This window comes from Streptomyces sp. SID13726 (genome assembly GCF_010548375.1).
In the GTDB taxonomy this organism is placed as follows: domain Bacteria; phylum Actinomycetota; class Actinomycetes; order Streptomycetales; family Streptomycetaceae; genus Streptomyces.
Map to the genome: position 1 here is coordinate 85,638 of NZ_JAAGLY010000007.1, position 23,606 is coordinate 109,243.

24 protein-coding genes are annotated in these 23,606 nt (G+C 71.3%); 7 read left to right on the forward strand and 17 right to left on the reverse strand.

The window, feature by feature from the left end:
- Nucleotides 1-170 precede the first annotated feature (170 nt).
- A complete protein-coding gene (locus G3I78_RS20105; protein WP_164426479.1) occupies nucleotides 171-629 on the forward strand; it encodes a hypothetical protein in 459 nt (152 codons plus the stop codon).
- Entirely contained in the window at nucleotides 563-1,285 is a 723-nt protein-coding gene (locus G3I78_RS20110; RefSeq protein WP_164426481.1) for a hypothetical protein, read from the forward strand. The genes G3I78_RS20105 and G3I78_RS20110 overlap by 67 nt, the downstream gene beginning before the upstream one ends.
- 6 nt (nucleotides 1,286-1,291) lie before the next feature.
- Here G3I78_RS20110 and G3I78_RS20115 read toward each other — a convergent pair whose 3' ends face one another.
- The 11 genes from G3I78_RS20115 to G3I78_RS20165 form a co-directional block, all read right to left on the reverse strand.
- Complete coding sequence (locus tag G3I78_RS20115) at nucleotides 1,292-3,169, reverse strand: DUF2264 domain-containing protein (RefSeq protein ID WP_164426483.1); 1,878 nt, start codon at nucleotides 3,167-3,169, stop codon at nucleotides 1,292-1,294.
- Entirely contained in the window at nucleotides 3,166-4,230 is a 1,065-nt protein-coding gene (locus tag G3I78_RS20120) for a LacI family DNA-binding transcriptional regulator (protein WP_164426485.1), read from the reverse strand. Before G3I78_RS20120 ends, G3I78_RS20115 begins: the two co-directional genes overlap by 4 nt.
- Nucleotides 4,231-4,273: 43 nt before the next feature.
- Nucleotides 4,274-5,911, reverse strand: a complete 1,638-nt coding sequence (locus tag G3I78_RS20125) for an extracellular solute-binding protein (protein ID WP_164426487.1) — start codon at nucleotides 5,909-5,911, stop codon at nucleotides 4,274-4,276.
- 26 nt (nucleotides 5,912-5,937) lie between these two features.
- Nucleotides 5,938-6,825 carry a carbohydrate ABC transporter permease gene (locus tag G3I78_RS20130; RefSeq protein ID WP_164426490.1) on the reverse strand — a complete coding sequence of 296 codons (888 nt, stop codon included), beginning with the start codon at nucleotides 6,823-6,825 and terminating at the stop codon, nucleotides 5,938-5,940.
- On the reverse strand, nucleotides 6,822-7,676 hold the full coding sequence (locus G3I78_RS20135) for an ABC transporter permease subunit (protein WP_164427227.1): 855 nt from the start codon (nucleotides 7,674-7,676) through the stop codon (nucleotides 6,822-6,824). The genes G3I78_RS20130 and G3I78_RS20135 overlap by 4 nt, the downstream gene beginning before the upstream one ends.
- Nucleotides 7,677-8,048: 372 nt before the next feature.
- The gene (locus tag G3I78_RS20140) at nucleotides 8,049-8,927 is read right to left on the reverse strand and encodes an SCO1860 family LAETG-anchored protein (RefSeq protein WP_203615228.1); all 879 of its coding nucleotides are present in this window, start codon (nucleotides 8,925-8,927) and stop codon (nucleotides 8,049-8,051) included.
- Nucleotides 8,928-9,171: 244 nt separating this feature from the next.
- The gene (locus G3I78_RS20145; RefSeq protein WP_164426493.1) at nucleotides 9,172-10,263 is read right to left on the reverse strand and encodes an amidohydrolase family protein; all 1,092 of its coding nucleotides are present in this window, start codon (nucleotides 10,261-10,263) and stop codon (nucleotides 9,172-9,174) included.
- A gap of 25 nt (nucleotides 10,264-10,288) precedes the next feature.
- Nucleotides 10,289-11,080, reverse strand: a complete 792-nt coding sequence (locus G3I78_RS20150; RefSeq protein WP_164426494.1) for a PIG-L deacetylase family protein — start codon at nucleotides 11,078-11,080, stop codon at nucleotides 10,289-10,291.
- An 82-nt stretch (nucleotides 11,081-11,162) separates the two neighbouring features.
- On the reverse strand, nucleotides 11,163-11,957 hold the full coding sequence (locus G3I78_RS20155) for an amino acid ABC transporter ATP-binding protein (protein WP_164426495.1): 795 nt from the start codon (nucleotides 11,955-11,957) through the stop codon (nucleotides 11,163-11,165).
- Entirely contained in the window at nucleotides 11,954-12,787 is an 834-nt protein-coding gene (locus G3I78_RS20160; RefSeq protein ID WP_164426496.1) for an amino acid ABC transporter permease, read from the reverse strand. Before G3I78_RS20160 ends, G3I78_RS20155 begins: the two co-directional genes overlap by 4 nt.
- Nucleotides 12,784-13,653, reverse strand: a complete 870-nt coding sequence (locus tag G3I78_RS20165; RefSeq protein WP_164426497.1) for a transporter substrate-binding domain-containing protein — start codon at nucleotides 13,651-13,653, stop codon at nucleotides 12,784-12,786. The genes G3I78_RS20160 and G3I78_RS20165 overlap by 4 nt, the downstream gene beginning before the upstream one ends.
- Before the next feature lie 94 nt (nucleotides 13,654-13,747).
- Between G3I78_RS20165 and G3I78_RS20170 the strand changes: the two genes are divergently transcribed.
- From G3I78_RS20170 to thpD, 5 genes are all read left to right on the forward strand, one after another.
- Nucleotides 13,748-14,848: an aminotransferase class V-fold PLP-dependent enzyme gene (locus G3I78_RS20170; RefSeq protein WP_164426498.1), complete on the forward strand. Its 1,101-nt coding sequence runs from the start codon at nucleotides 13,748-13,750 to the stop codon at nucleotides 14,846-14,848.
- 335 nt (nucleotides 14,849-15,183) lie between these two features.
- Nucleotides 15,184-15,702, forward strand: coding sequence for a diaminobutyrate acetyltransferase (gene ectA / locus G3I78_RS20175; RefSeq protein ID WP_164426500.1), 519 nt, complete (start codon nucleotides 15,184-15,186; stop codon nucleotides 15,700-15,702).
- A 29-nt stretch (nucleotides 15,703-15,731) separates the two neighbouring features.
- A complete protein-coding gene (gene ectB / locus G3I78_RS20180) occupies nucleotides 15,732-17,003 on the forward strand; it encodes a diaminobutyrate--2-oxoglutarate transaminase (protein WP_164426502.1) in 1,272 nt (423 codons plus the stop codon).
- A gap of 28 nt (nucleotides 17,004-17,031) precedes the next feature.
- A complete protein-coding gene (locus tag G3I78_RS20185) occupies nucleotides 17,032-17,436 on the forward strand; it encodes an ectoine synthase (RefSeq protein WP_020140787.1) in 405 nt (134 codons plus the stop codon).
- Nucleotides 17,437-17,440: 4 nt separating this feature from the next.
- Complete coding sequence (gene thpD / locus G3I78_RS20190; protein ID WP_164426504.1) at nucleotides 17,441-18,331, forward strand: ectoine hydroxylase; 891 nt, start codon at nucleotides 17,441-17,443, stop codon at nucleotides 18,329-18,331.
- Nucleotides 18,332-18,338: 7 nt separating this feature from the next.
- Here thpD and G3I78_RS20195 read toward each other — a convergent pair whose 3' ends face one another.
- From G3I78_RS20195 to G3I78_RS20220, 6 genes are all read right to left on the reverse strand, one after another.
- Nucleotides 18,339-19,379, reverse strand: coding sequence for a maleylpyruvate isomerase family mycothiol-dependent enzyme (locus G3I78_RS20195; RefSeq protein WP_164426506.1), 1,041 nt, complete (start codon nucleotides 19,377-19,379; stop codon nucleotides 18,339-18,341).
- Nucleotides 19,380-19,482: 103 nt separating this feature from the next.
- On the reverse strand, nucleotides 19,483-20,091 hold the full coding sequence (locus tag G3I78_RS20200) for a sigma-70 family RNA polymerase sigma factor (protein ID WP_164426508.1): 609 nt from the start codon (nucleotides 20,089-20,091) through the stop codon (nucleotides 19,483-19,485).
- 79 nt (nucleotides 20,092-20,170) lie between these two features.
- The gene (locus G3I78_RS20205) at nucleotides 20,171-21,223 is read right to left on the reverse strand and encodes an aminotransferase class V-fold PLP-dependent enzyme (protein ID WP_164426510.1); all 1,053 of its coding nucleotides are present in this window, start codon (nucleotides 21,221-21,223) and stop codon (nucleotides 20,171-20,173) included.
- A 98-nt stretch (nucleotides 21,224-21,321) separates the two neighbouring features.
- Nucleotides 21,322-22,041 (reverse strand): DsbA family oxidoreductase, encoded by a 720-nt coding sequence (locus G3I78_RS20210; RefSeq protein WP_164426512.1) that lies wholly within the window; start codon nucleotides 22,039-22,041, stop codon nucleotides 21,322-21,324.
- A gap of 62 nt (nucleotides 22,042-22,103) precedes the next feature.
- Nucleotides 22,104-22,889: a hypothetical protein gene (locus G3I78_RS20215; protein ID WP_164426514.1), complete on the reverse strand. Its 786-nt coding sequence runs from the start codon at nucleotides 22,887-22,889 to the stop codon at nucleotides 22,104-22,106.
- A 98-nt stretch (nucleotides 22,890-22,987) separates the two neighbouring features.
- On the reverse strand, nucleotides 22,988-23,596 hold the full coding sequence (locus tag G3I78_RS20220) for a DUF1349 domain-containing protein (protein WP_164426516.1): 609 nt from the start codon (nucleotides 23,594-23,596) through the stop codon (nucleotides 22,988-22,990).
- Between the last annotated feature and the right edge of the window lie 10 nt (nucleotides 23,597-23,606).

The window sequence follows — 23,606 nt, forward strand, 5'->3', positions numbered from 1 at the left end:
ACCTTGATGGTCGCTTGGGGCAACCTTGGTTGTCCGTGCGGGGTGCCGGGAGCGAGTCTTTCCGGGTCACGTGATCATGTGCGGGGGCGGATCACGCATGGCTTCCGGAGGTCTGGGGGTCCGCCACCGCTGTGTGGGAATGCCCTGATTCCTCGGTGCAAAGGGTGGCCATGCTCAGATCCACGCGGTTCCTCAGATCCCTCCCCCTCCTCCTCGCCCTGACGGGCGCCTGTGTGTGCGCGGTGCCCCAGCAGTCCGCGTCGGCGGTCGGCTGCCAAGGGGGCGACTGCACGGGCCATCTGCCGAACCACGGAGCGCAGGGCGAGGTCCGGTACAACGTGCACGTCGGCAACAGCCAGGAAGGGGTCGCCGAGCTCCACTCGTGCCCGATCACCCAGCAGACGTGGAGCGGCGGCGACGACACCTGGCTCTCGCTGGGCACCCTCAGGCTCTGGGAGGGTGCCTACATGCAGGCGGACAACACGTCGTTCGCCGGCGCGACCGGTGATCTGGACGTGGCCTACGACGCGGTGCCCCTCTCCCCCTCCCGCGGAGCCTCACCATGCACCTCCCGACCCACCGCCCCCGGTACGCCGCCGCCGTACTGGCCGTCGCCGCGCTCGCCCTGACCGGCTGCTCGGCCGGGCACGCCGACGCGGGCGCCGGTTCGTCCGCGTCACCGGGCACGACCCGCACCGCGGACGCCTCTCCGAGGGCCGCCACTGCCACCAGTCCACCGCCCCGCCCGACGAGCCTCGACGACTGGCCGACGTCCGCCGCGCCCCCGCAGAAGATCCCCCTGGGCACGAAGACCACGGTGATCGCGCGGGGCTACACCGGGCAGGGCTTCCTCGACCGGCTCGCGGCCGACTGGCACCTCACGCTCGGGAAGCGGAAGAAGCTCACCTCCAGCGACCCGGCCTGGGTCGTGGGAGGCGAGGGACACCCGACGAAGGGCAGCGAACTGAGCGTGGGACTGATCACGACCCTCTCCGGCGACCTCAGGTCGTTCAGCTGCCAGGCGACCGCGAACGCCCCCCGCTACGAGGAGTTCCTGCGGGCCTGCGCGGGCCTCGACTACCCGGGCTCCGCCCCGAAGGCCGCGGCCACCTGGCTGACCGGCATGAAACCGCGGGTGGACAAGGCGTTCGCCGAGGAGAAGGTGAAGGTCCCCGTCACCAGCCCGCTGCTGCGCTCGGGCGGCACGGGCACCTACCTCCGCAAGGGCTCCTACTCCCCCGCCGGCACCTATGAGCTGCACGTCTTCGGCGCCGCCGACAAGTGACCCGGCCTACACCCGCTCCCGCACCCCGTCCGGGAACCGCACCTCCACACCCCCCTCGCCGTCGACCCGCGCACTTGCTCCGCCGAACTCCCCGGTGCCGAGCGTCACGAGGGTGACCAGCAGCGGCCCGGTGCCTTCGAGGACGGGGGTCGCGGAGTACCGCCCGTACGCGTTGGTGTCCTCCGCCGCCACGACCGCCCCGGCGCCCTCGCCCCACCCGTGCAGCCCTACGACGGCACTGGTCAGCCCGTCGGCGCGGCGGGCCAGCGCCCAGCCGGGACCGGACTCGACGACCGGCGGCGCGGTGTCGTCGGCGAGGGCCCAGCCTCCTTCCCGCACCGGGGAGCCGGCGGCCGGGTCGATGCGGTGCACGCGGATCTCCCAGGGCCCGTGGACCACGCTCACGGTCTCGACGCGGTGGCCGTGCGCCTCGTACCAGGACGCCGCCGTACGGCCCTCGCAGCGCAGCGGGTGGACGCGGCCGCGCGGGGACGGGGTGCCGTCGGGGGCGAGGAGGGCGAGGTGGTTGTCGGGGCCGAGGGGAGTCTCGGGGCCGAGGGGGGTCTCGGGGGCGGTCGCGCTGGAGTAGGCGAGCTTGGCGTAGTGCGGGCTGTCGGCGTCGGTGGCGGGCGGCGGCGGGAGGCGGTCGGTGCCGTGGTTGACGAGACGGACGATGCCGTCGGACGTGGTCGAGTGGATGAGCCAGCCGGGCGCGGGGAGGGCGAGGACGGTGTCGCCGGTGTCGACGGGTCCGGGTTCCTCGGGGGCCGTCCACACCGGGTGGTCCGCCGGGAGCAGCAGGCCGAGGAAGGCCTTGCTCGCCCAGTAGGGGGAGGCCGGTCCGGAGTAGCTCTGGAGCACTCCCGGGAACGGCCGGTACCAGCCGGGGGTGAGCAGTCCGCGCTCGTCGGGGGCGCCGTGCTCGGCGAAGTGCTTGAGAGTGCCGGAGGCGAGGCGTCGGGTGCGGCCGGGCGGCAGCGGGGTGGCGTCGGCGAGGGCGCCGGCCCAGAGCGGGGCGGCTGCCGCGAACCGGTAGGTGAGGGAGCGGCCCTGGTGGACGGGGGCGCCGTCGGAGCCGAAGAAGAGCTGGTGGACGCCCAGGAACTCCCTCAGCCGGGCGCGGTGCCTCGTCACGGTGTCCGGGTCGGCGCGTGGTCCGGCGATCCGGGCCCACAGCGCCGGGTAGAGGTGCAGCGCCCAGGCGTTGTAGTAGTCGAACTTCCTCCCGTCGCCGTCGGTGTACCAGCCGCCGCCCCGGTACCAGTCGTCGAGCCGGGCGAGTCCGGCGTCGATCTCCGCGCGGCTGTGCGGGGCGCCGACGGAGGCGAGGAACTCCTCCGTGATCACCTGGAACAGCCGCCAGTTGGAGTCGTTGGCGGTCGCCCCGACGAAGTGGCCGAGCCACTCGACCACTCGGCCACGCGTCCTCTCATCCAGTCGATCCCACAGCCACGGCCGGGACTCGTGCAGCGCGATGGCGACGGAGGCCGCCTCCACCATCGGCTGGGCGCGGTCGGTGATGGGCGGCCAGTGCTCGGGGTGGTGCGGATCGGTCCCGGCAGCGAGCCCGGCGGCGTACCGCTCGATCAGCGCCGGGCCGACCCGGCCCCCCGACCCCGCGATCCGGAAGGCGGCCAGCAGAAAGGACCGCGCGAACCCCTCCAGCCCGTCGGACCACGCCCCGGAGTGGCTGGGCGTCCCGGGCAGCCGGTACTGGGCGAAGTCCGGGGTGGCGTAGGGCAGCAGCCCGTCGAGGAGCCGGTCGGCGAGGGACTCCCAGTGGGCGCGGGTCCAGCCGGTGAGGGGGGACAGGGCGGGGTCGGCGGGCGGGAGTACGGGGAGGTGCGTCGGGTCGTCGGGGAGCGACACGTGCGGCGCGGTCATACGGGGGTGAGTCCTCCGTCAGTCGGTGGCGGGGCGACGCTTCGGCGTACGACGATGTGCGTGCCCAGCAGATGGTGGGTTGCGGCGGCGTGCTCGGGGTCGCGCAGGGCGATGCGGACGGCGGCGCGGCCGAGTTCCTCGGCGGGGGTGCGGACGGTCGTGAGCGGGGGGTTGAAGTCCTCGGCGAGCGGGATGTCGTTGTAGCCGACGACCGAGAGGTCGCCGGGCACGCTGAGCCCGGCGTCGGCGACGGCGCGCAGGGCGCCCGCCGCGACCATGTCGTCGCCGGCGACGACGGCCGTGAACTCCCGGGTCTCCTTGAGGAGTTCGGTCATGGCCCGCAGGCCCGCCGCGCGGCCGAGACCGCAGTCGACGACCCGCGCGGCGGCGGCCGGCAGGCCGTGCTCGGCGAGCGCGCCCCGGTACCCGGCCACCCGGGCGTCCAGCGCCGTGTTCCCGGGCAGCCCCCCGAGGAAGACGATCCGCCGGTGCCCCGCCGACAGCAGGTGCCCGGTGATCGCCCGGGCCCCCGCCTCGTTGTCGAACTCGACGACCAGCGCCGGGATCTCGGGGTCCGGGGCGGGGCGCCCGCACAGCACGAGCCGCGCCCCGGTGGCGTCGAGGGCCTGCGCGTAGTGGGCCACGCGGGAGCGGTACGCGTCGTCCTCGACGACACCCCCGCCGAGGATCACCAGCCGCGCCCCCTCCTCCCGCATCAGCTGCACGAACTCCATCTCGCGCTGCGGGTCGCCGCCGGTCGCCCCGACCACGCACAGCCAGCCGCGGTCGGCGGCCTCGGCCTCGACCCCCTCGGCGACCTGGGCGTAGAAGGGGCTGGTGACCTGGCGGACCACGACGGCGGCCATCTTGCGGCCGCCGCCGACGAGCGCGCGGGCGTGCGCGTTGGCGACGTAGTCGAGGTCGCGGGCGGCCCGCAGGACCCGGGCCCGGGTGGCGGCCGGCACCGGATGGTTGCCGCTGAGCGCCCGTGAGGCCGTCGCCATCGACACCCCGGCCCGCTCAGCGACCTCGCGGATCGTGACCCGTCCCTTGCCCGTCATCCCGTTCCCCATCCCCCGCGTCTCCTGTTCCACCGGCGGCGCCTCATGTGTTGGCCGCGTAGTCCTTCGCGAACTCCCCGGCCATTCTGTCGCCGCCCTGCGCCCGCCACTTCTTGACCACCGCGTCCCAGTCCGACAGCGGCAGCCGCCCGGCGACGATCCCGGTGACGGCGTCGTCGAGCATCGCCTTGAGCGTGGTTCCCTGGGCGTTCTTGGTGCGGGACTGGAGGCCGTTGGAGGCGTTGCGGACGGCGTGCGGCACGACCTTCCGCTGCCAGGCGTGCAGGGCCCGTACGGCGTCGGGCATACCCGGCACGAACAGCACCTGGGGGCCTTCGGCGAGGTACTTCAGCGGCAGGTTGGTGTTGTTCTCGACCTCGCCCAGCCTGGTGGGTTCGGGCGAGCCGTCCTTGCCGCGGGTGAAGTGGGTGCCCTCGACGCCGTAGTGGACGAGTTCCCACTCCTGGCTGCCGAAGGGGGCGGCGAGGTAGTCGAGGACGCGCAGCAGCAGTTGGACGCGTTCCTTCTTCGCCTTCTTGAGCACGGTGTAGCCGAAGGAGCGGCGGGCGGCGGCGACTCCGCCGGGGGTGCCGTCGACGCTGTACGGGAGGGCGGCGGCCGGGGTCAGCCCGTCCGGTGACTCCAGGTACTTGGGGAGGTAGGCGCCGAAGCCGTCCTGCATGGAGCCGACGGTGCCGTTGTAGAAGAGGGTGGTCAGGTCGATCTGGGAGACGGACGTGGAGTCCGGGTAGTAGGAGCCGTTCTTGCGGAGCTGGGCCTGGTAGGCGATGGCCGCCTTGTAGCGTTCGTCGGCGGCGCAGTGCCGGAAGGTGCCGTCGTCGGTGACGGCCCACTCGTTGGGCGCGTTGTGGGCGGCGGCGTGCACGGCGTTGCAGAACAGGGAGCCGTTGGCGGCGCCGAGCGCGTAGGTGCGGCCGCCGGTGGCCTGCCGGGCCGCGGCGGCGAAGTCGGCGGAGGTCCAGCCCTCCTTCATGCCCGCGTCGGTGAACATGCCCTGGTTGAGCCAGAGCGTGGAGCCGGGCAGCGGGCGCTCCAGCGGGATGCCGAAGATACGGCCGCCGATGCGGCCCATGTCCTGCCAGGCGTGGGTGGGGATGCCCGCGAGGTTGGGGTAGTCGGTGACGGCCGTGCCGGAGAGGTACGGCGTGAGGTCCTCGGCCCGGCGCTGCACGAACTCGGCCTCGCGGGGCAGGGTGAAGCCGGAGAACATGTTGATGATGTCGGGCAGGGTGTCGGGGTCGCCCGCCATGACGGTGGCCATCTTCTTCTGGTAGTCGGCCTGCGAGATGATCGTGTACTCGATCCTCACCCCGAGCGCCTTCTCGACGGCCGCCCAGAACCGGTTCGCCGAGGCCGGCTTGGGCGGGGTGCCGAAGGACACCGACATGACCTTGACGGTCGTACCGTCGCCGGGTGTGCGGGAGACGGACTTCACCAGGTCGGCCGGGTAGGCGGTGTATCCGGCCTGGACGCCCGCCTGGGTGGCGGCGAGGTCGGGCTTCGGTCCGCTCGCGGCCCGGTAGGCGGGCCAAGGGGCCAGTTTCTTCCCCGCGTTGGAGACGTCGCTGTCGCCGGAGCCGGTGGAGCAGGCGGTCAGCGCGCCGGGGACGGAGACCGCCGCGGCGGACAGCAGCAGGGTGCGTCGGGACAGGCTGGGCATGGGTGTATCACCTCGTGTCGGCTTGGTCAGCTCTTGATGGCGCCGGTGAGCACGCCCTTGGTGAAGTACTTCTGGAGGAAGGGGTAGACGAGCAGGATCGGCACGGTGGCGATCACCAGGACCGCCATCTGTACGGTCTGCGGCGCGGTGATCGTGGCCTCGCCGGTGGTGGAGTCGGTGAGTCCCGAACCGGCCACCACGTAGGTGCGCAGCACCTGTTGGAGGGGCCAGTGGTCGCTCTCCAGGTAGAGGGAGGCGTAGAACCAGGAGTTCCAGTAGGCCACCGCGTAGAAGAGGCCCACCACCGCCAACGCGGCCTTGGACAGCGGCAGTACGACGGAGACGAGCACCCGCCAGTCACCGGCTCCGTCGAGGCGCGCGGCCTCGTACAGCTCCTCGGGGATGCCCTGGAAGAAGCCGCGCAGGACGACCAGGTTGAAGACGTTCACCAGGACGGGCAGGACCAGTGAGGCGTAACTGTCCAGCAGGCCCAGCTCCTTGACGAGCAGGAAGCTGGGGATCATGCCGGGCGGGAAGAGGAAGGTGAACAGGACCAGGAGCAGCACCGGGCGCCCGCCGAACACGCCGGGGCGGGCGAGGGCGTAGGCGAGGGTGACCGTGCACAGGAGGCTGAGCAGGGTTCCCACGACGGTGACTCCGGCGCTGACGCCGAGGGCGTGGGTGACGATGCCGCCGTCCAGGATGTCGCGGTAGGCCTTCAGGCTGGGGTCGGTCGGCCACAGCACCCAGCCGCCGTTGTCGACGACCTCCCTGGTGGAGGCGAGCGAGGTCGACACGATGACGAGGAACGGCACGCAGACCAGCAGGACGACGGCGACGAGGGCCACCGCCTTCGCGGCCCGGGTGAGGGGCCTGGGCTTCTCCATCCAGGCCGGTCTTGCCGACGCGCTCACTTGTAGACCCCCTGTTCGCCGAGGCGGTGGGCGACCTTGTTGGCGGCGTAGACGAGGAGCGCGCCGACGACGCCCTTGAAAAGGCCCGCCGCGGCGGCGAATCCGTAGTCGCCGCCGACGATGCCCTGGTAGTAGACGAAGGTGTCGATGATCTCGGAGGCCTCGGGTCCGACCGCGTCCCGCTGGAGCAGCATCTGCTCGAAGCCGACGGAGAGGATGTCGCCGAGCCGCATGATCAGCAGCAGCACGATCACCGGGCGGATGGCGGGCAGGGTGACATGCCAGAACCGCCGCCAGGGGCCCGCGCCGTCGATCGCGGCGGCCTCGTACTGCTGCTCGTCGACCTGGGCGAGGGCGGCGAGGAAGATGATCGTGCCCCAGCCGGCGTCCTTCCAGATCACCTGCGCGACGACGAGCGGCTTGAACGCGTCGGGGTTGCCGATGATGTCGACGGTGTGCAACCCCATGCCGTCGAGGCCGGAGTTGAGCAGTCCGGTGTCGCCGAGCAGTTGCTGGAAGAGGGCGACGACGATCACCCAGGAGATGAAGTGCGGGAGATACGCGACCGACTGCACGAACCGCCGCACGCTGCTCCGGGTGAGGCTGTGCAGCAGCAGGGCGAGGCCGAGCGGGACGGGGAAGTAGAAGACGATCTGGAGGACGGAGATCCAGAGCGTGTTGATCACCGCGTCCCAGAACGCCGTGTCCTCGAACATCCGCCGGAAGTTGCCGAGTCCGACCCACGGGCTGCCCCAGATGCCGTCGAAGGGGACGTACTCCTTGAACGCGATGACGTTGCCGACCAGCGCGCCGTAGTGGAAGAGCAGGAAGTAGGCGAGGCCGGGCAGCATCAGCAGCAGGAGCGCCCGGTTCTGGAAGCGTTTTCGTCGAACGACGGCCAAGACTCTCCCTCTTCCCGGTGGGTCGGAGCGAAGAGGAAGCTAAAACGCTTTCAGAGCCGGGTCAACACTTCTGACAAAGCTGGGTGGTTGAGGGGCTGGAAACGCTCTCACTCAGTGGCGGGCCGGCGGGCCGGCAGGACGCTCGCGATGATGACAGCAGGAAGCCGATGGCCGTGAACACCACGGCCACCAGACCGGTCAGCGGTGCGAAGGGCGTGGGGACCTCCCGTACCCGACCCCACGCCCTTCGGGTGAACCGGGCGCCGGCGCGGACGGTCACGGCTCGTCACGCGTCGCGGCGGCGCCCGGTGTCCGCGCTGGTCAGCCCCGGCGCCGGGCCACGAGCACCGCTCCCCCTCCGGCCACGAGCAGCGCGACCGCGCCGCCCGCGAGGTACGGCGTCAGGGAGCTGCCGCCGGTCTCGGCGAGACCCGCCTCCTTGACCGGGCCGCCCTGCGGCTCGACGTCACCGGCGGGCTTCTCGCTGAGCTTCGCCGGGGCCGCCGGGGCCTCGCAGGTGGCCTTGGCGAGGGTCAGGGTGCCCTCGACCTCGGCGACGTTGAGCTTCAACGGGTTGACGGAGACCTTCAGTTCGAGCGCGGTGGCGGCCGCGGTGCGGGAGGTGGTCGCGCTCTTCGACAGGTCGAGGCGGACCTCGCCGACGCCGGGCACCTTGACGTCCGTCGGGCCGCCTGCGGTGACCGTGACCTTCTTGCCGAGCACGGTCACGGCGCCGACCAGGTTCGAGGAGGCGGTCGGGGTCTTTCCGGCCTCGCAGGTCGCCTTGGAGGTGACGCCCTCGATCTCGACCAGGGACAGCAGCGGGAGGCCGGGGACGTGGAGCTTGGCGTGCGCGAGGTTGGTGGAGGCCTCGGCCTTCCCGTCGGTGACCGTGGCCTTCGCATCGGCCACCTCGGCGGCGAGCACGGTGAACGGCTGGCCACCGTCCACGCCGTCCAACTTGGCGGTCAGCGCGGTCTGTTGGGCGCTCTGCGGCGCCTGGACCTCGTTGAGGGCGACCGCGAGCGGGACGTTCACGGTCTTGTTGAGCAGGGAGACGTCGAGCCCGGTGCGCAGGACGACGGCGCTCGCGTGCCCCTGGTCGCCGGTGGCGTGCGCGGTGCCCGCGCCGGCGAGCGCCGCGGGACCGGCGGCCAGGGCGGTGGCCGCCGCCACGGTGGCGAAACGGCGTGCGGGCATGCGGAAGTTGGTGTTCAAGGTGGTGGGACCCCCAGAGAGACTCGCTTGGGACCTCGAAAGGATGTCGCACCGGCGGTCGTTCGACAGTGATCCGACCGGAGTTCACACGATCGGGGCGCATCCGCGCACGCTTTCGATGCGCCAGCCGCACAACCCTGTCGTCGAGTTGAGTGCGCCTGCCGCACAACCCTGTCGTCGAGTTGAGTGCGCCTGTCGCACAACCCTGCCGTGAAGTCCGCTGCGCCTACTGCACGACCCTGCCGTCGAGCACGATCCGGACCGGCGCCGCCAGCACGCGTACGTCGTCGCGCGGGTCCTGCTCGTACACCACCAGGTCCGCCTGAGCGCCCTCCTCCAGGCCCGGTCGGCCGAGCCAGGCGCGGGCGCCCCAGGCCGTCGCCGACAGGGCGTCCAGCGGGGGGATGCCGGCCGTCACCAGCTCCGCGACCTCCGCCGCCACCAGGCCGTGCGGGAGGGTGCCGCCCGCGTCCGTGCCGACGTAGACCGGGATGCCGGCGTCGTAGGCGCCCCGGACGGTGTCGTAGCGGCGCTCGTGGAGTCGGCGCATGTGTGCGGACCAGCGGGGGAACTTGGACTCGCCGCCCTCGGCCAGCTTCGGGAAGGTCGCGATGTTGACCAGGGTCGGGACGATCGCGACGCCCCGCTCGGCGAACAGCGGGATCAGGTCGTCCGTGAGGCCGGTGGCGTGTTCGACGCAGTCGATGCCCGCCTCGACCAGGTCCTTCAGGGAGTTCTCGGCGAAGCAGTGCGCGGTGACCCGGGCGCCGAGGCGGTGGGCCTCCGCGATGGCCGCCTCGACCGCGGCCCGCGGCCAGCTGGGGGCGAGATCGCCCACCTCGCGGTCGATCCAGTCCCCCACCAGCTTGACCCAGCCGTCGCCGCGCCGCGCCTCCTGGGCGACGTACGCGACGAGGTCCTCGGGCTCGATCTCCCAGGCGTAGTCGCGGATGTAGCGGCGGGTGCGGGCGATGTGGCGGCCCGCCCTGATGATCCTCGGCAGGTCCTCGCGGTCGTCGACCCAGCGGGTGTCGGAGGGCGAGCCAGCGTCACGGATCAGCAGGGTGCCTGCCTCCCGGTCGGCCAGCGCCTGCTTCTCCGCCACGTCCCGGTCCACCGGTCCGTGCGCGCCCAGGCCCACATGGCAGTGCGCGTCGACCAGGCCGGGCAGCGCCCAGCCCGACACCGTGCGGATGTCACGGGCGGCGGCGGGACGGTCGTAGGTGATCCGTCCGCCGACCACCCACAGCTCGTCCCGGACATCCTCGGGACCGGCCAGGATCCGGCCCGTCACATGCAGCACCGCGTGATCGTTCATGGACCGCACCCTAGCCAGCCGGGCGTCACTGTTCCCAGGGCGGTGGGCCCTCGAAGGCGAGCTGGTGGACGTCGAAGAGGACCGCCGACTCCACGCCGAGGGCGGGTCCGCCCTGCCCGGCCGTCCAGGTCAGGAAGGGGCGGGGTTCGAAGGCACCGGCGCCGAGGCCCTTGGTGTACTCGGCGTGGGCGGCCAGCGAGGCGATGCCGCGCTCCAGGGGTTCGCCGGTGACGTCGACGCCGTGGGTGGGGCGGTCGGTGCCGGCGACCGCCACGAAGCGGACGCCGCCCCAGGGTTCGAGGCCCTCGTCGGCGAGTTCGGGGAAGATCCACCGGTTGCCGGCGTCGCGGGCCGCGTCGAGGGCGGCGAGGCCCACCACGCGGTGGTCGGCCTGGTTGACCATCCCGGCGACCATCCGCACGGTGTACACCCCGGTCAGCACGGCTTCGGGCCGGTGCCGTCGGATCGCGCGCACGATGTCGCGGCGCAGGGCGGGGCCGTACTCGATCGTGCCGTCCCGGTGGTCGAGGAACTCGACGGTGTCCACGCCGACTTCACGCGCTCCGGCCCGCTCCTCGGCCTCCCGCAGCGGGGCTGCCTCGTCGGGGTGGAGCCCGTCGATGCCGGCCTCGCCGCGGGTGGCCAGCAGGTAGGTGATCCGCTTGCCCTGAGCCGTCCAGCGGGCCACCGCGGAGGCCGTGCCGTACTCGATGTCGTCCGGGTGCGCCGCCACGGCGAGACCGCGCTCCCAGTTCTCCGGCAGCGGGGGCAGGGTGCCGCCCGCCGCGAAGCCGCCCGTTTCGTCATGAGTCGCCATGCCCGAATGATGGCGGTTGTCAGGCTGTGCGCAACAGGGGAACGTTCGTCCCTTTCAGCTCCTGTTGTCGTCCTGCAAGATTTCAGCTCCTGTTGTCGTCCTCCGCGTTCTCCACGTCGGCCATCGCCGGGTCGAGGAGGCGGGAGAGGAAGTGGCGGGTGCGCTCATGGCCGGGGTTCCCGATCACCTGGGCCGGGGTGCCGTCCTCGACGATCACCCCGCCGTCCATGAAGACCACCCGGTCGGCGACCTCGCGGGCGAACGTCATCTCATGGGTGACGACCATCATCGTCATGCCCTCCCTGGCCAGCATCCGCATGACCGCGAGGACGTCCCCCACCAGCTCCGGGTCGAGCGCCGAGGTCGGCTCGTCGAAGAGCATCACCTCGGGGCCCATGGACAACGACCGGGCGATGGCGACCCGTTGCTGCTGCCCGCCGGAGAGGGAGGCGGGGTAGGCGTCCGCCTTCTCGGCGAGCCCCACCCGCTCCAGGTTCTCGGCGGCCACCTTCGCCGCCTCCGCCTTGCCGCGCCTGAGGACCCGGCGCTGGGGCAGCGTGAGGTTCTCCGTCACGGTGAGGTGCGGGAAGAGGTTGAACTGCTGGAAGACCATGCCGATACGGCGGCGCACGGCGTCGATGTCGACGTCGGGGTCGGTGAGTTCGGTGCCGCCGACGAACACCTGCCCCCCGGTGGGCTCTTCGAGCAGGTTCACGCACCGCAGCAGCGTCGACTTGCCCGAGCCCGACGGGCCGATCACGCAGACGACCTCGCCCTGGCCGATCTCCAGGTCGATGCCCTTGAGCACTTCGTTGTCGCCGAACGACTTGTGCAGGCCGCGTACTTCGATCTCCGGCCGGCTCGCTTCAGTGGTCATTTCACGGCCTCCTGGGCCTTCGCCTCCATACGGCGGACCACGAACCCGAGCGGGATCGTCACCAGCAGGTAGCACAGGCCGGCGACGAGGATGGGCGTGGAGTTGGCGGTCGTACTGGCCAGGTCCCGGCCGTACTTGGACAGTTCGCGCTCCTCCAGGGTGACGCCGAGGAACAGCACCAGCGAGGAGTCCTTGAAGAGGAGCACCAACTCGTTGGTGAGCGGCGGGAGGATGATCCGGAACGCCTGCGGGACGATGATCGAGACCATCGCGCGGGCCGGCGAGAACCCGAGTGAACGGGCCGCCTCCATCTGCCCCTTGGGCACCGCTTGGATGCCCGCGCGGATCGTCTCCGCCATGTAGGCGGCGGCCACCAGACCCAGCGCGAGGGCGACCTTGCCGTACGTGCCGCCGATGATCTCGGTGCCCGGGAACGCCAACGGCACGGCGACCCCGATGAAGATGAAGATCAGCAGGGCGGGCAGGCCGCGGAAGATCTCGATGTAGACGCCGGCGAACCAGCGGTACGGGCCCACCGACGACAGCCGCATCAGGGCGATGACCATGCCGAGCACGAGGCCGACGACGAAGCCGGACAGCGTGTAGAGCACGGTGTTCTTCAGTGCCAGGGTGATGACGTCCGGGAACATCTGCTTGGCGATGTCCGCCTGCGCGAACTGGTTCTTCAGCCGCCCCCAGTCCGCCGAGACCGCGAAGGCGATCACGGCGGCGACGAAGACGACGTACTGGGCGCCGCGGGACAGACCGCGCTTCTGACGCCGGGTCAGTCCCTTCTTGCGGGGCTGGAGTTGTGCGTCCGTCGTGGTCATGACGCGGACGGCGATGCGGACGCGGCCGACTCGTCGTACGGGCCGATCCACTTCTCGTAGAGCTTCTTGTACGTGCCGTCGGACCGGGCGTCCGAGATCGCCTTGTTGACGGCGGCGAGCAGCTTGGTGTTGCCCTTCTTCACCGTGAAGCCGTACTGCTCACCGGTGTTGATCTGCCCGGCGACCTGGAAGGCGTCCGCGTTGGCCTTGGTCTTGAGCCAGCCCTGGACGACCGGGTAGTCGATGATGACGGCCTTGACCTGGCCGGAGCGCAGGCCGTTGAGGACGGCGTCGGAGGACTCGAAGGAGACCGGGTCGAAGCCCTGGCTCTTGGCGTAGTCCTCGCCGGTGGTCTGCGCCTGGGCGCCGAGCTTGACCTTCTTGGCCTTGGCGTCGGCGAGCGAGGTGATGCCGCTGCCCTTGCCGACCAGGAGGGCCTGGGTGGCGTCGAAGTACGGGTCCGAGAAGTCGACGTTCTTCTTGCGCTCCTCGGTGATGGTCATGCCGGCCGCGGCCAGGTCGCACTCGCCGGAGTTGAGGAAGGCGCCGGTCTTGAAGTTCTCGAAGGGGGTGTCGAGGATCTCCTGCTTCACGCCGAGGTCCTTGGCGACGAGGTCGATCAGCGAGACGTCGAAGCCCTGGACCTTGCCGTCGATCTCCGACTGGAAGGGCGGGTACGGCAGGTGGGTGCAGGTGGTGAGCCGGCCGCCCTTGACCAGTTCGACCCCGCCCGCGGCGGTCTTCGAACCGCTGCCGCCGTCGTCGCTGGAGGTGCAGGCGGCGACGAGCAGCAGTCCGGCCGTCGCGGTGATGGCGGCCAGGACACGGGCCGAGGTGTGGGCTCTGCGGCCGGGGACGGTGTGCACGGGGACCTCCGGTGGGGGGCGATGTGGTCGCCGGTCGATGTGGGGCGCCGGTTACTCTCGACACCTCTACCCCATCCGAGAAAAAGGCACCGCCGTGACACACCCGCTCCTGGACCTGGCCCCGCTGAGCGCCGCCCGCTTCGCCGAGATCGAGGACCGGGTCGCCCGTCTGCTGGACACCGGGCAGGACGTCGTGATCATGCAGGGTGAGGCGCTGCTGCCCCTGGAGGGGGCGATCCGGGGGACCGCCGGTCCGGGGACGACCGCGCTGAACGTCATCACCGGTCCGTACGGGCAGACCTTCGGGAACTGGCTGCGGGACTGCGGTGCGACGGTGATCGACCTGGCGGTGCCCTTCCACACGGCGGTGACGGCCGAGCAGATCGCGGCGGCCTTCGCGGAGCACCCGTCGATCGACTTCGTCTCGCTGGTCCACGCGGAGGCGGCGACGGGCAACACCAACCCGGTCGCGGAGATCGGGGAGGTCGTACGACGGCACGGTGCCCTCTTCTACCTCGACGCGGTCGCCTCCGTGGGCGCCGAGCCGGTGCTGCCGGACGCGTGGGGTGTGGACCTGTGCGTGATCGGGGCGCAGAAGGCGATGGGCGGGCCGGCGGGCGTGTCGGCGGTGTCGGTGAGCGAGCGGGCGTGGGCCCGGATGGCGGCGAACCCCGCGGCCCCGCGACGGTCGTACCTCTCGCTCCTCGACTGGAAGGACCGCTGGATCGACGGCGGCCGCAAGACCCTGCTGCACGCGCCCGCGCAGCTGGAGATGCTGGCGCTGGAGGCGTGTGTCGAGCGGATCGAGGCGGACGGGCTCGACGCGGTGATGGCCCGGCACCGGGCGGCCGCGGCGGCGACCCGGGCGGGGGCGCGGGCGCTGGGCGGGGGCCTGGAGCCCTATGTGCACGCCGACCGCGAGGCGGCCCCCGTCGCCACGACTCTCCGCACCCCGGCCGGGGTCCTGGCCTCGGAACTGGTGTCCCGGTCCCTGGCCTCCGACCCCGCGCTGCCGCTGGCCGCGGGCGGCGGCGCGCTGGCCTCGGAGATGATCCGCGTCAACCACTACGGGGTGGACGCGACACGGGACGCCGTACGGGCGAGCCTGGCGGCCCTGGGAGCGGCGCTGGGCGAGAAGGGTCTGCCGGTGGACGTGGCGGGCGCGCTGCGGGCCGTCGAGGACGCCTGGCGATAAGGGCCGACCGAGGGTTTACCGGGGCGTAATTACCGAGTTAATTCCGGGATTTATCGAAGAACAGCTTCCCGTATTCTTCTGCCCGCTTTCCTTCGACCTAAACGCAAAGATTCCGCGAACGTGAACCGACGTAATTCGGGTGGTTCTCGTGGAGGTCACACGGCTGTGACGCGTTACACATCTTGATCGATTCGCCCCATATATCTGGGGCAAATACGGATGGATCAGTCAGCACTCGCGCGTTCGCCCGCGCCCGCGTGATAACACACGGAGCACCCGCACGGAACCCCAACCGGCAATGCAATTTTGAATTTCCCTCGGTAAATTCAATTCGCATGACTGCCGTACAAGCAGACCTGCAAATCGACCGACCGACGGTGGCGGACGGAGCCGCGCTGTGGCGGATAGCGCGCGACTCCGAGGTTCTCGACCTGAACTCGTCGTACAGCTATCTGCTGTGGTGCCGTGACTTCGCCGCCACCTCGGCCGTCGCACGCGACGAGAGCGGGGAGCCGGTCGGGTTCCTCACCGGGTACGTCCGCCCGGACCGCCCGGACACCCTGCTCGTCTGGCAGGTCGCCGTGGACTCGGCGTACCGCGGCCGCGGTCTCGCCGCCGCCCTCCTCGACGGACTGACCGCCCGGTTCACCGCCGAGCGCGGACTGACCACCGTCGAGACCACGATCTCGCCGGGCAACACCGCCTCCGAGCGGCTGTTCACCGCGTTCGCCGAGCGCCGTGGCGCCGCCGTACGGCGCGAGGTGCTGTTCGACACCGGCCTGTTCCCCGACGGGCCGCACGACCCCGAAGTCCTGTACCGCATCGGTCCCCTCTCCCCCACCCCCTCCGCCTGACCCCCCACGCATCCGAGGAGCGATTCGTCGTGACCATCACCCAGCCCGACCTCAGCGTCTTCGAGACCTTGGAGTCCGAGGTGCGCAGCTACTGCCGCGGCTGGCCCACCGTCTTCGACCGCGCGCAGGGCAGCCGCATGTACGACGAGGACGGCCACGCGTACCTGGACTTCTTCGCCGGCGCCGGTTCACTGAACTACGGCCACAACAACCCCGTGCTGAAACGGGCGCTGATCGACTACCTGGAGCGGGACGGCGTCACGCACGGGCTCGACATGTCGACCACCGCCAAGCGCGCCTTCCTCCAGACCTTCCAGGACCTGGTGCTGCGCCCGCGCGATCTGCCGTACAAGGTCATGTTCCCGGGTCCGACGGGCACCAACGCCGTGGAGTCCGCGCTGAAGCTGGCGCGGAAGGTGAAGGGGCGCGAGGCGATCGTGTCGTTCACCAACGCCTTCCACGGCATGTCCCTGGGCTCGCTGGCCGTCACCGGCAACGCGTTCAAGCGGGCCGGCGCCGGTGTCCCGCTGGTGCACGGCACCCCGATGCCGTTCGACAACTACTTCGACGGCACCGTCGAGGACTTCCTGTGGTTCGAGCGGCTCCTGGAGGACCAGGGCTCGGGCCTCAACAAGCCGGCCGCGGTGATCGTGGAGACCGTGCAGGGCGAGGGCGGCATCAACGTGGCCCGCCGCGAGTGGCTCAAGGCGCTCTCCGACCTGTGCGAGCGGCAGGACATGCTGCTCATCGTCGACGACATCCAGATGGGCTGCGGGCGGACGGGGGCCTTCTTCTCGTTCGAGGAGGCGGGCATCACCCCCGACATCGTCACGGTGTCCAAGTCCATCAGCGGCTACGGCCTTCCGATGTCCCTGTGCCTGTTCAAGCCCGAGCTGGACATCTGGGAGCCGGGCGAGCACAACGGCACCTTCCGCGGCAACAACCCGGCCTTCGTCACGGCCACCGCCACCCTGGAGCAGTACTGGGCGGACGGTTCCGCGATGGAGAAGCAGACCCGCAAGCGCGGCGAGCAGGTCGAGCAGGCCCTGATCTCCATCACCGAGGAGAACCTGGCCGACATCAAGGAGTACCGCGGGCGCGGGCTGGTGTGGGGCATGGAGTTCCACGACAAGGAGCGCGCCGGCAAGGTGGCGCACCGCGCCTTCGAACTCGGGCTGCTCATCGAGACGTCGGGCCCCGAGAGCGAGGTCGTGAAGCTGCTTCCGGCGCTCACGATCACCCCGGAGGAGCTGGACGAGGGACTGAGCATCCTCGCCCGCGCCGTCCGGGAAACCGTCTGAAACACCACCTAGGAGGCATCGCAACACCGTGATCGTCCGTTCGTTCAAGGAGATCGAAGGCACCGACCGGCATGTGAAGGCCGCGTCCGGGACGTGGGAGAGCAAACGCATCGTGCTCGCCAAGGAGAGGGTCGGCTTCTCCGTGCACGAGACGATCCTGTACGCGGGCACGGAGACGTCGATGTGGTACGCGAACCACATCGAGGCCGTCGTGTGCGTCGAGGGCGAGGCCGAGCTCACCGACGACGAGACCGGGCAGAAGTACACGATCACGCCCGGCACCATGTACCTCCTCGACGGGCACGAGCGGCACACGATGCGGATCAAGGAGGACTTCCGCTGCATCTGTGTGTTCAACCCGCCCGTGACCGGCCGGGAGGACCACGACGAGAACGGCGTGTATCCGCTGCTCACCGAACCCGAGGAGGTGTGACCGCATGACCACCACCGTCACCGATCTCTACCCCAGCCGCGGCGCCACCGAGGTGTCGACGCCCCGCAAGGACCCGGTCGTCTGGTCGGCGCCCGGCGCGCCGGGACCGATCGCCACGGGCGAGCTGGAGTCGTTCGAGCGCGACGGCTTCCTGGCCGTCGACCAGATCATCGGCCCCGACGAAGTCGGCGTCTATCAGCGCGAGTTGGAGCGGCTGATCAGCGCTCCGGAGATCCGCGCGGACGACCGCTCGATCATCGAGCCGCAGTCCAAGGAGATCCGCTCGGTCTTCGAGGTGCACAAGCTCAGCGAGGTGTTCGCGAGGCTGGTGCGCGACGAGCGGGTCGTCGGGCGGGCCCGGCAGATCCTCGGCTCGGACGTCTACGTCCACCAGTCGCGGATCAACGTCAAGCCCGGTTTCGGGGCCAGCGGCTTCTACTGGCACTCCGACTTCGAGACCTGGCACGCCGAGGACGGTCTGCCGAACATGCGCACGGTGTCCGTCTCGATCGCGCTGACCGAGAACTTCGACACCAACGGCGGCCTCATGATCATGCCGGGGTCGCACCGCACCTTCCTCGGGTGCGCGGGGGCCACCCCGAAGGACAACTACAAGAAGTCGCTCCAGATGCAGGACGCGGGCACCCCGTCGGACGAGGCGCTGACGGAACTGGCCTCGCAGCACGGCATCAGGCTGTTCACCGGCAAGGCCGGTTCGGCGACCTGGTTCGACTGCAACTGCATGCACGGCTCCGGCGACAACATCACGCCGTTCCCGCGCAGCAACGTCTTCATCGTGTTCAACAGCGTGGAGAACGAGGCGGTGGAGCCGTTCGCGGCGCCGGTACGGCGTCCGGAGTTCATCGGGGCACGGGACTTCACCCCGGTGCGGTAGCCCTCCTTCACAGCCACGACAGCGACGCGGCCCGCTCCAGTACGTTCCGTACGGCGGCCGCGTCGCCCGTGGCGTTGCGGGGCACGGTCTCCGGCGTGTGCCGTCCGCCGACCAGCAGGCAGAAGTCCACGGGATCCAGGGTGAGTTCGGCGGCCACCGGATCGCTCTGCGAACCCAGCACCCATTCGTCGCCGCCGGTGACCGCGAACAGCACGGGCGGCGCGTCGGCCCCGAGGGTCACGCCGAGAATCCGCACCGCGAGCCGCACCAGCTGCCACAGATGCTCCCCGGGCGGCGGCGGGACGGCCAGGCCCAGGGCGCGGCCGAGGTCGTCGGCGTGGATCCACGCCTCGAAGGCCCGGGCCAGGAAGTGCTCGGCGACGGGCAGCCTGATGCCCATCGACAGGGTGGTCCCGGCGGCGAGTTCGGGGTCCCGGGCGTGCGGGGTGGCGAGCAGCGCGGCCGCCTGCGCCGACCAGTCGGCGACGGTCTCCCGGGGCGTACGGCCGTACTCGTGGGCGATCACCTCGGCGGTGCGCCGCTCCCAGGCCGCCGCCCAGCCCGTCTCCTCGTCGATCCGCGCCCCCGGCACCCGGGCGGCGACGCCGAGCCGCAGGGCCAGGTGCTCGTCGGCGGCCAGCAGATGGGCGACGGTGGCGTGCACGTCCCAGTCGTGCACGACCGGTGTGGTCCAGCGGCCCTCCGCCTCGGCGAGCAGCGCCCGGAGCCCGGCGACGGCGGCCGCGTAGGGGGCGGCGTGCCGGGCCACCCGGGGCGGGGCGGGACGGGCGCGGCGGGCCCGGGCGAGCAGGGAGTCCAGGGGGGACACGGGGGCGCCGTTGCGCAGGGCCGTGGCCGACGGGACCCGGGGCGGCTCCTCCAGGGGCGGGCCGTCCAGCAGTCGTACGGTCTCGCGCAGCCGCTCCGCCTCCGCCGCGCAGCTCGGGCACTCGGCCAGGTGCGGTGGGACCCGCCGTTCCTCGGCCGGTTCCAGGGCGCCGAAGGCCCAGGCGGCCAGCAGTTCTCGTACGCCGTCGTGCTCAGTCACCGGATGCCCCCTTTCCCTGTGTTCCCCTGTCGTCGTCCCGCCACGGACGGCGTCACGCTCGTGGAGCCATCATGTGTCCGCCGCCATCATGCCCCTGTCGCCATCATGCGCCTCTTTCCAGCGCCGGATCAGGCGGGTCGGCCAAACTCTCGGCCAACGCCCGTAAGGCGGTGCGCAGTCGGGTCTTGGCGGTGCCCTCGGGGATGCCGAGCTCGACGGCGGCCTGCCGGTAGGTGCGGCCGGCGAAGTAGGCGAGGTGCACCACCTCCCGCTGCGGCTGCGGGAGTTCGGCGAGGGCGGAGTGCAGCAGGATCCGGCGCTCCCGGTCGACGACCGCCTCGGCGGGGCCGGGTGAGGCGTCCGGGATGGCGTGCAGCGCGGAGTCGTCGGTGCGGGCGTCCTTGCGGTGCCGGGCCTCGCTGCGCACCCAGTCGACGGCCCGCCGGTGCGCGAGCACCGACAGCCAGGTGCGCAGGCTGCCCCGGCCCGCGTCGAAGGCGTACGGCCTGCTCCACAGCTGTGCGAAGACCTCCTGCGCCACGTCCTCGGCGGCCGCCCCGCTGCGGGTCACGCGCACGGCGACGGCCCGCACCATCCCGCCGTACGCCCCGTACGCCTCGGCCAGCGCGGACTCGTCCCCGTAGACCAGCCGCCGGTGCAGCTCCGCGTCTGCGGGTTGCTGTACGGACGTCGTCCCGTCCGTGGACTCCACGGCACCACCACCCCTTGGTGCCCCTTCCTAGCGTCCCGGGCGGCCCGGCGCCAGTGGTTCTGGAAGACAGGCGTTCGGTTCAGGGCGTCAGGGCGTCCAGCAGCCGGTCGACATCGGCGGCGGTGTTGTAGAGGTGGAAGGAGACCCGGAGGTTGCCCGCCCGGTCGGAGACCTCGATCCCGGCGGCGCTCAACCCGGGCTGGCGGTGGCCGAGTCCGGGCACGGAGACGATCGGGGAGCCGGGGGCCGGCAGGGGTTCCCGGCCGAGGGCGGCGAGTCCGGTGCGGAAGCGGTCGGCGAGGGCGAGGTCATGGGCGCGCACCGCGTCCACACCGAGCTCCTCCAGGAGTTCGAGGCAATGACGTGTCCCGGTGTAGGCGATCAGCGCCGGGCTGATGTCGAACCTCCGGGCGGAGTGGGCCAGTTCGGCGACCGGGCCGTAGCAGCTGTCCCACGGCACCTCCCCGGCGACCCAGCCGGCGAGCACCGGTGTCAGGTCGCCGAAGTCCTCCGGCACCACGAGGAAGGCGGTGCCGTGCGGGCCGAGCAGCCACTTGAAGGTGGTGGAGACGGTGTAGTCGTACGACCCCGCGTCCACCGGGAGCCAGCCCGCGGCCTGCGAGAAGTCGACGTAGGTACGGGCGCCGTGGGCCCGCGCGGCCTCCCGCAGCGCGGGCAGGTCGGCGATCCGGCCGTCGGCGGACTGGGCGGCGCTGACCACGACGAGGGCGGTGTCCGGGCGGACGGAGTCGGCGAGCCGGTCCAGCGGCACGGTCCGCACCTTGAGGTCGCCGCGGGTGTGGAACGGGGTCACGACGGAGGCGAAGTCCCCCTCAGCGGTGAGGACTTGGGCCCCGGCGGACAGCGAGGCGGCCACCAGGCCCGAGTACGTGGAGACGGAGGTACCGGCCGCGACCCGGCCGACCGGCACACCGGCGAGCCTGGCGAAGGCGGCGCGGGACGTCTCCACGTCCTCGAAGAGAGGGGCCAGCGGCCCGCCCTCGGCGCGGACCCGGACGGCCTCCTGGAGGGCGGTCACGGCCCGGGCGGGCAGCAGGCCGCTGCTCGCGGTGTTGAGGAAGGTGTTCTTCGGCGCGAACTCGGCACGGACGACGCTCTCGAAGGTCTCCATGGCTCCACTGTGCGGCCGGAAGACCTCTCGGTCCATTGCGAATTTCTACGTGGTTTCGCCAAGGAACGCTTATACGTCCGCGCCGACCTGCGCGTTCGTCACTGCTGCTGCGGCACCGCGCACCCGTCGGGGCCGCACGCCTCGGCCTCGCCCTGGTCGATCAGCTTCAGCGGGGAGCGGTTGCCCCAGGCATGGGTGAGGGCCTGGGTGAAGACCTCGGCGGGCTGGGCGCCGGAGACGCCGTACTTGCGGTCCAGGACGAAGAACGGCACGCCGTTCGCGCCGAGTTCGGCGGCCTCGCGCTCGTCGGCGCGGACGTCGTCGGCGTAGGCGGTGGGGTCGGCGAGGACCCGCCGGACCTCGTCGGCGTCGAGTCCGGCCTCCACGGCGAGTGCCACGAGGCGCTCGTCGCCCTCGGTGAACAGGGACTGCTCCTCGGCGAAGTTGGCCCGGTAGAAGAGCTGGACCAGCTCGTCCTGGCGGCCGTGCTCCTTGGCGAGGTGCAGCAGGCGGTGCAGGTCGAAGGTGTTGCCGTGGTCGCGGTCCCGGGTGCGGTAGTCGAGGCCCTCGGCGGCGGCCTGGGCACCGAGGTTCTCCTCGCCGGCCTGGGCCTGGGCCTCGCTCATGCCGTACTTCTTGCTGAGCATGGCGAGTACGGGCTGGACGTCGTCCTTGGCCCGGCCGGGGTCCAGCTCGAACGACCGGTGGACCACCTCGACCCCGTCCCGGTGCGGGAAGGCCTCCAGCGCCTTCTCGAAGCGGGCCTTGCCCACGTAGCACCAGGGGCAGGCGATGTCGCTCCAGATCTCGACGCGCATGTCTACGGCTCTCTCCAGGTCGGACGGCTACGGAGTGTTCCCTCCGCTCGATGAGTGAACGTTCAAGCAGCGGGTTCCATTCCCGGTCCGGCGACGAGGTCGCTGAGCCGTACGACCGCGAACTCCACCTGGGACTGGCCTTCCTCCCAGTTGGCCACCAGCGAGCAGCCCTCCTCCTCCAGGAGGCCGCCGCCCGAGCGGTCCTCCCCCAGGTACATCAGCCCGTCGTCCCCGTCGGTGCAGTAGAGAGCGAGATGCGCGCGGAGTTCGGGAGAAGGCAGCGCGGAGAGCGCCTCTTCCCATTCCTCGGAGACCTCCACGTCCGCCTCGACCAGGCTCTCCGGCCCGTCACCGATACCGAGCGCGACCCGCATGGCGTCGAAGAGCGTGCCGTCGGAGGGAATCCGGGGGTAGGCGAGATACCAGGCGTCGCTCCATTCGGGCCCGGCGAGATCGATGCCGTGCCGCACCAGCAGCGGGGCGAGGTCCCCGCCCCGGAGGAGCCCTCGCGCGAAGCACGCCGTTCCGAGATCGGCGGCGAATTCCGGGGAGACACCGGAGTGCGAGGTCACGATCTCGAAGATCGACCCGCTCGCGTCGAACTCCAGCGGCCGCTCGCCCATGTCCCACAGCACCGGCTCGGCACCGCTCAGAGCGGCGGGGCTCACCCAGGCTGCGTCCCGGTCGAAGCCGGTCTCGTGGATCAGATTGCCGCCGAAGTAGACGGCATGGACGGCGCCGGGTTCATCGCCCGGCAGCGGACGGCCGAGCAGGATCTCGAAGGCCTGGGTCAGCTGCCCCCGCCAGTTCCCCGCGTCCGCTTCGGATACGGCTGATTCACGTGTCATGCCGGTACGTTACGAACCCGCTCGGCACGTCGGCGCCGTATCCGGCGGCCCTTCGCGGTTCTCCGTATGAGGTTCGGTATTTCCACCTAACCCGGTCTTCAGCTCCCGTCGCGCAGGTCGTCGGGCCAGGCCGGGCGGAACTCGATGTGGTCGTAGGTCACGACACAGCCGGCGCCCATCGGGGACTGGGTCATGAAGCCGACGAGGGCCGCGTCGGTCTCCTTCTCGTCGCCCAGGGTGAAGAGGCGGACGAAGGTCCAGCGCTCGCCGTCGCGGGAGGCGTGGAAGGCGAAGGCCCGGCCGGTGCGGCTGATCCGCAGCCACACCGAACTGCCGTCCACGGTGAAGGAGTTGCAGTCGTCGGAGTGACCCCGGGTGACGACCGTGCAGACCGTCGGCACGTCCGGGGAGTTCTCCAGGCAGAGCTTGGCCCAGGCCCGCTCGCCGACGTGGACGTACAGCACGCCCGCGTCGAAGGACGCGTTGAAGCCGACGGTCACGCGCGCTATCAGCTGGAAGTCACCCTCGGGCGCGCCGAGCAGCCTCGGCGCGTCGGAGGCGGGGTCGAGCGCCTCCCCGGTGGGCGGCACGAACCGGTCCTGCCGGGGCCCGGCCCAGCCGGAGAGAATGCCGTCCTCGTAGATCCAGTGCCCGTCGGGGCCGTAGGTGCGGAGAGGGAAGGGGAGCTGAGGAAGTTCGACGTCCATCCTCAGAGTT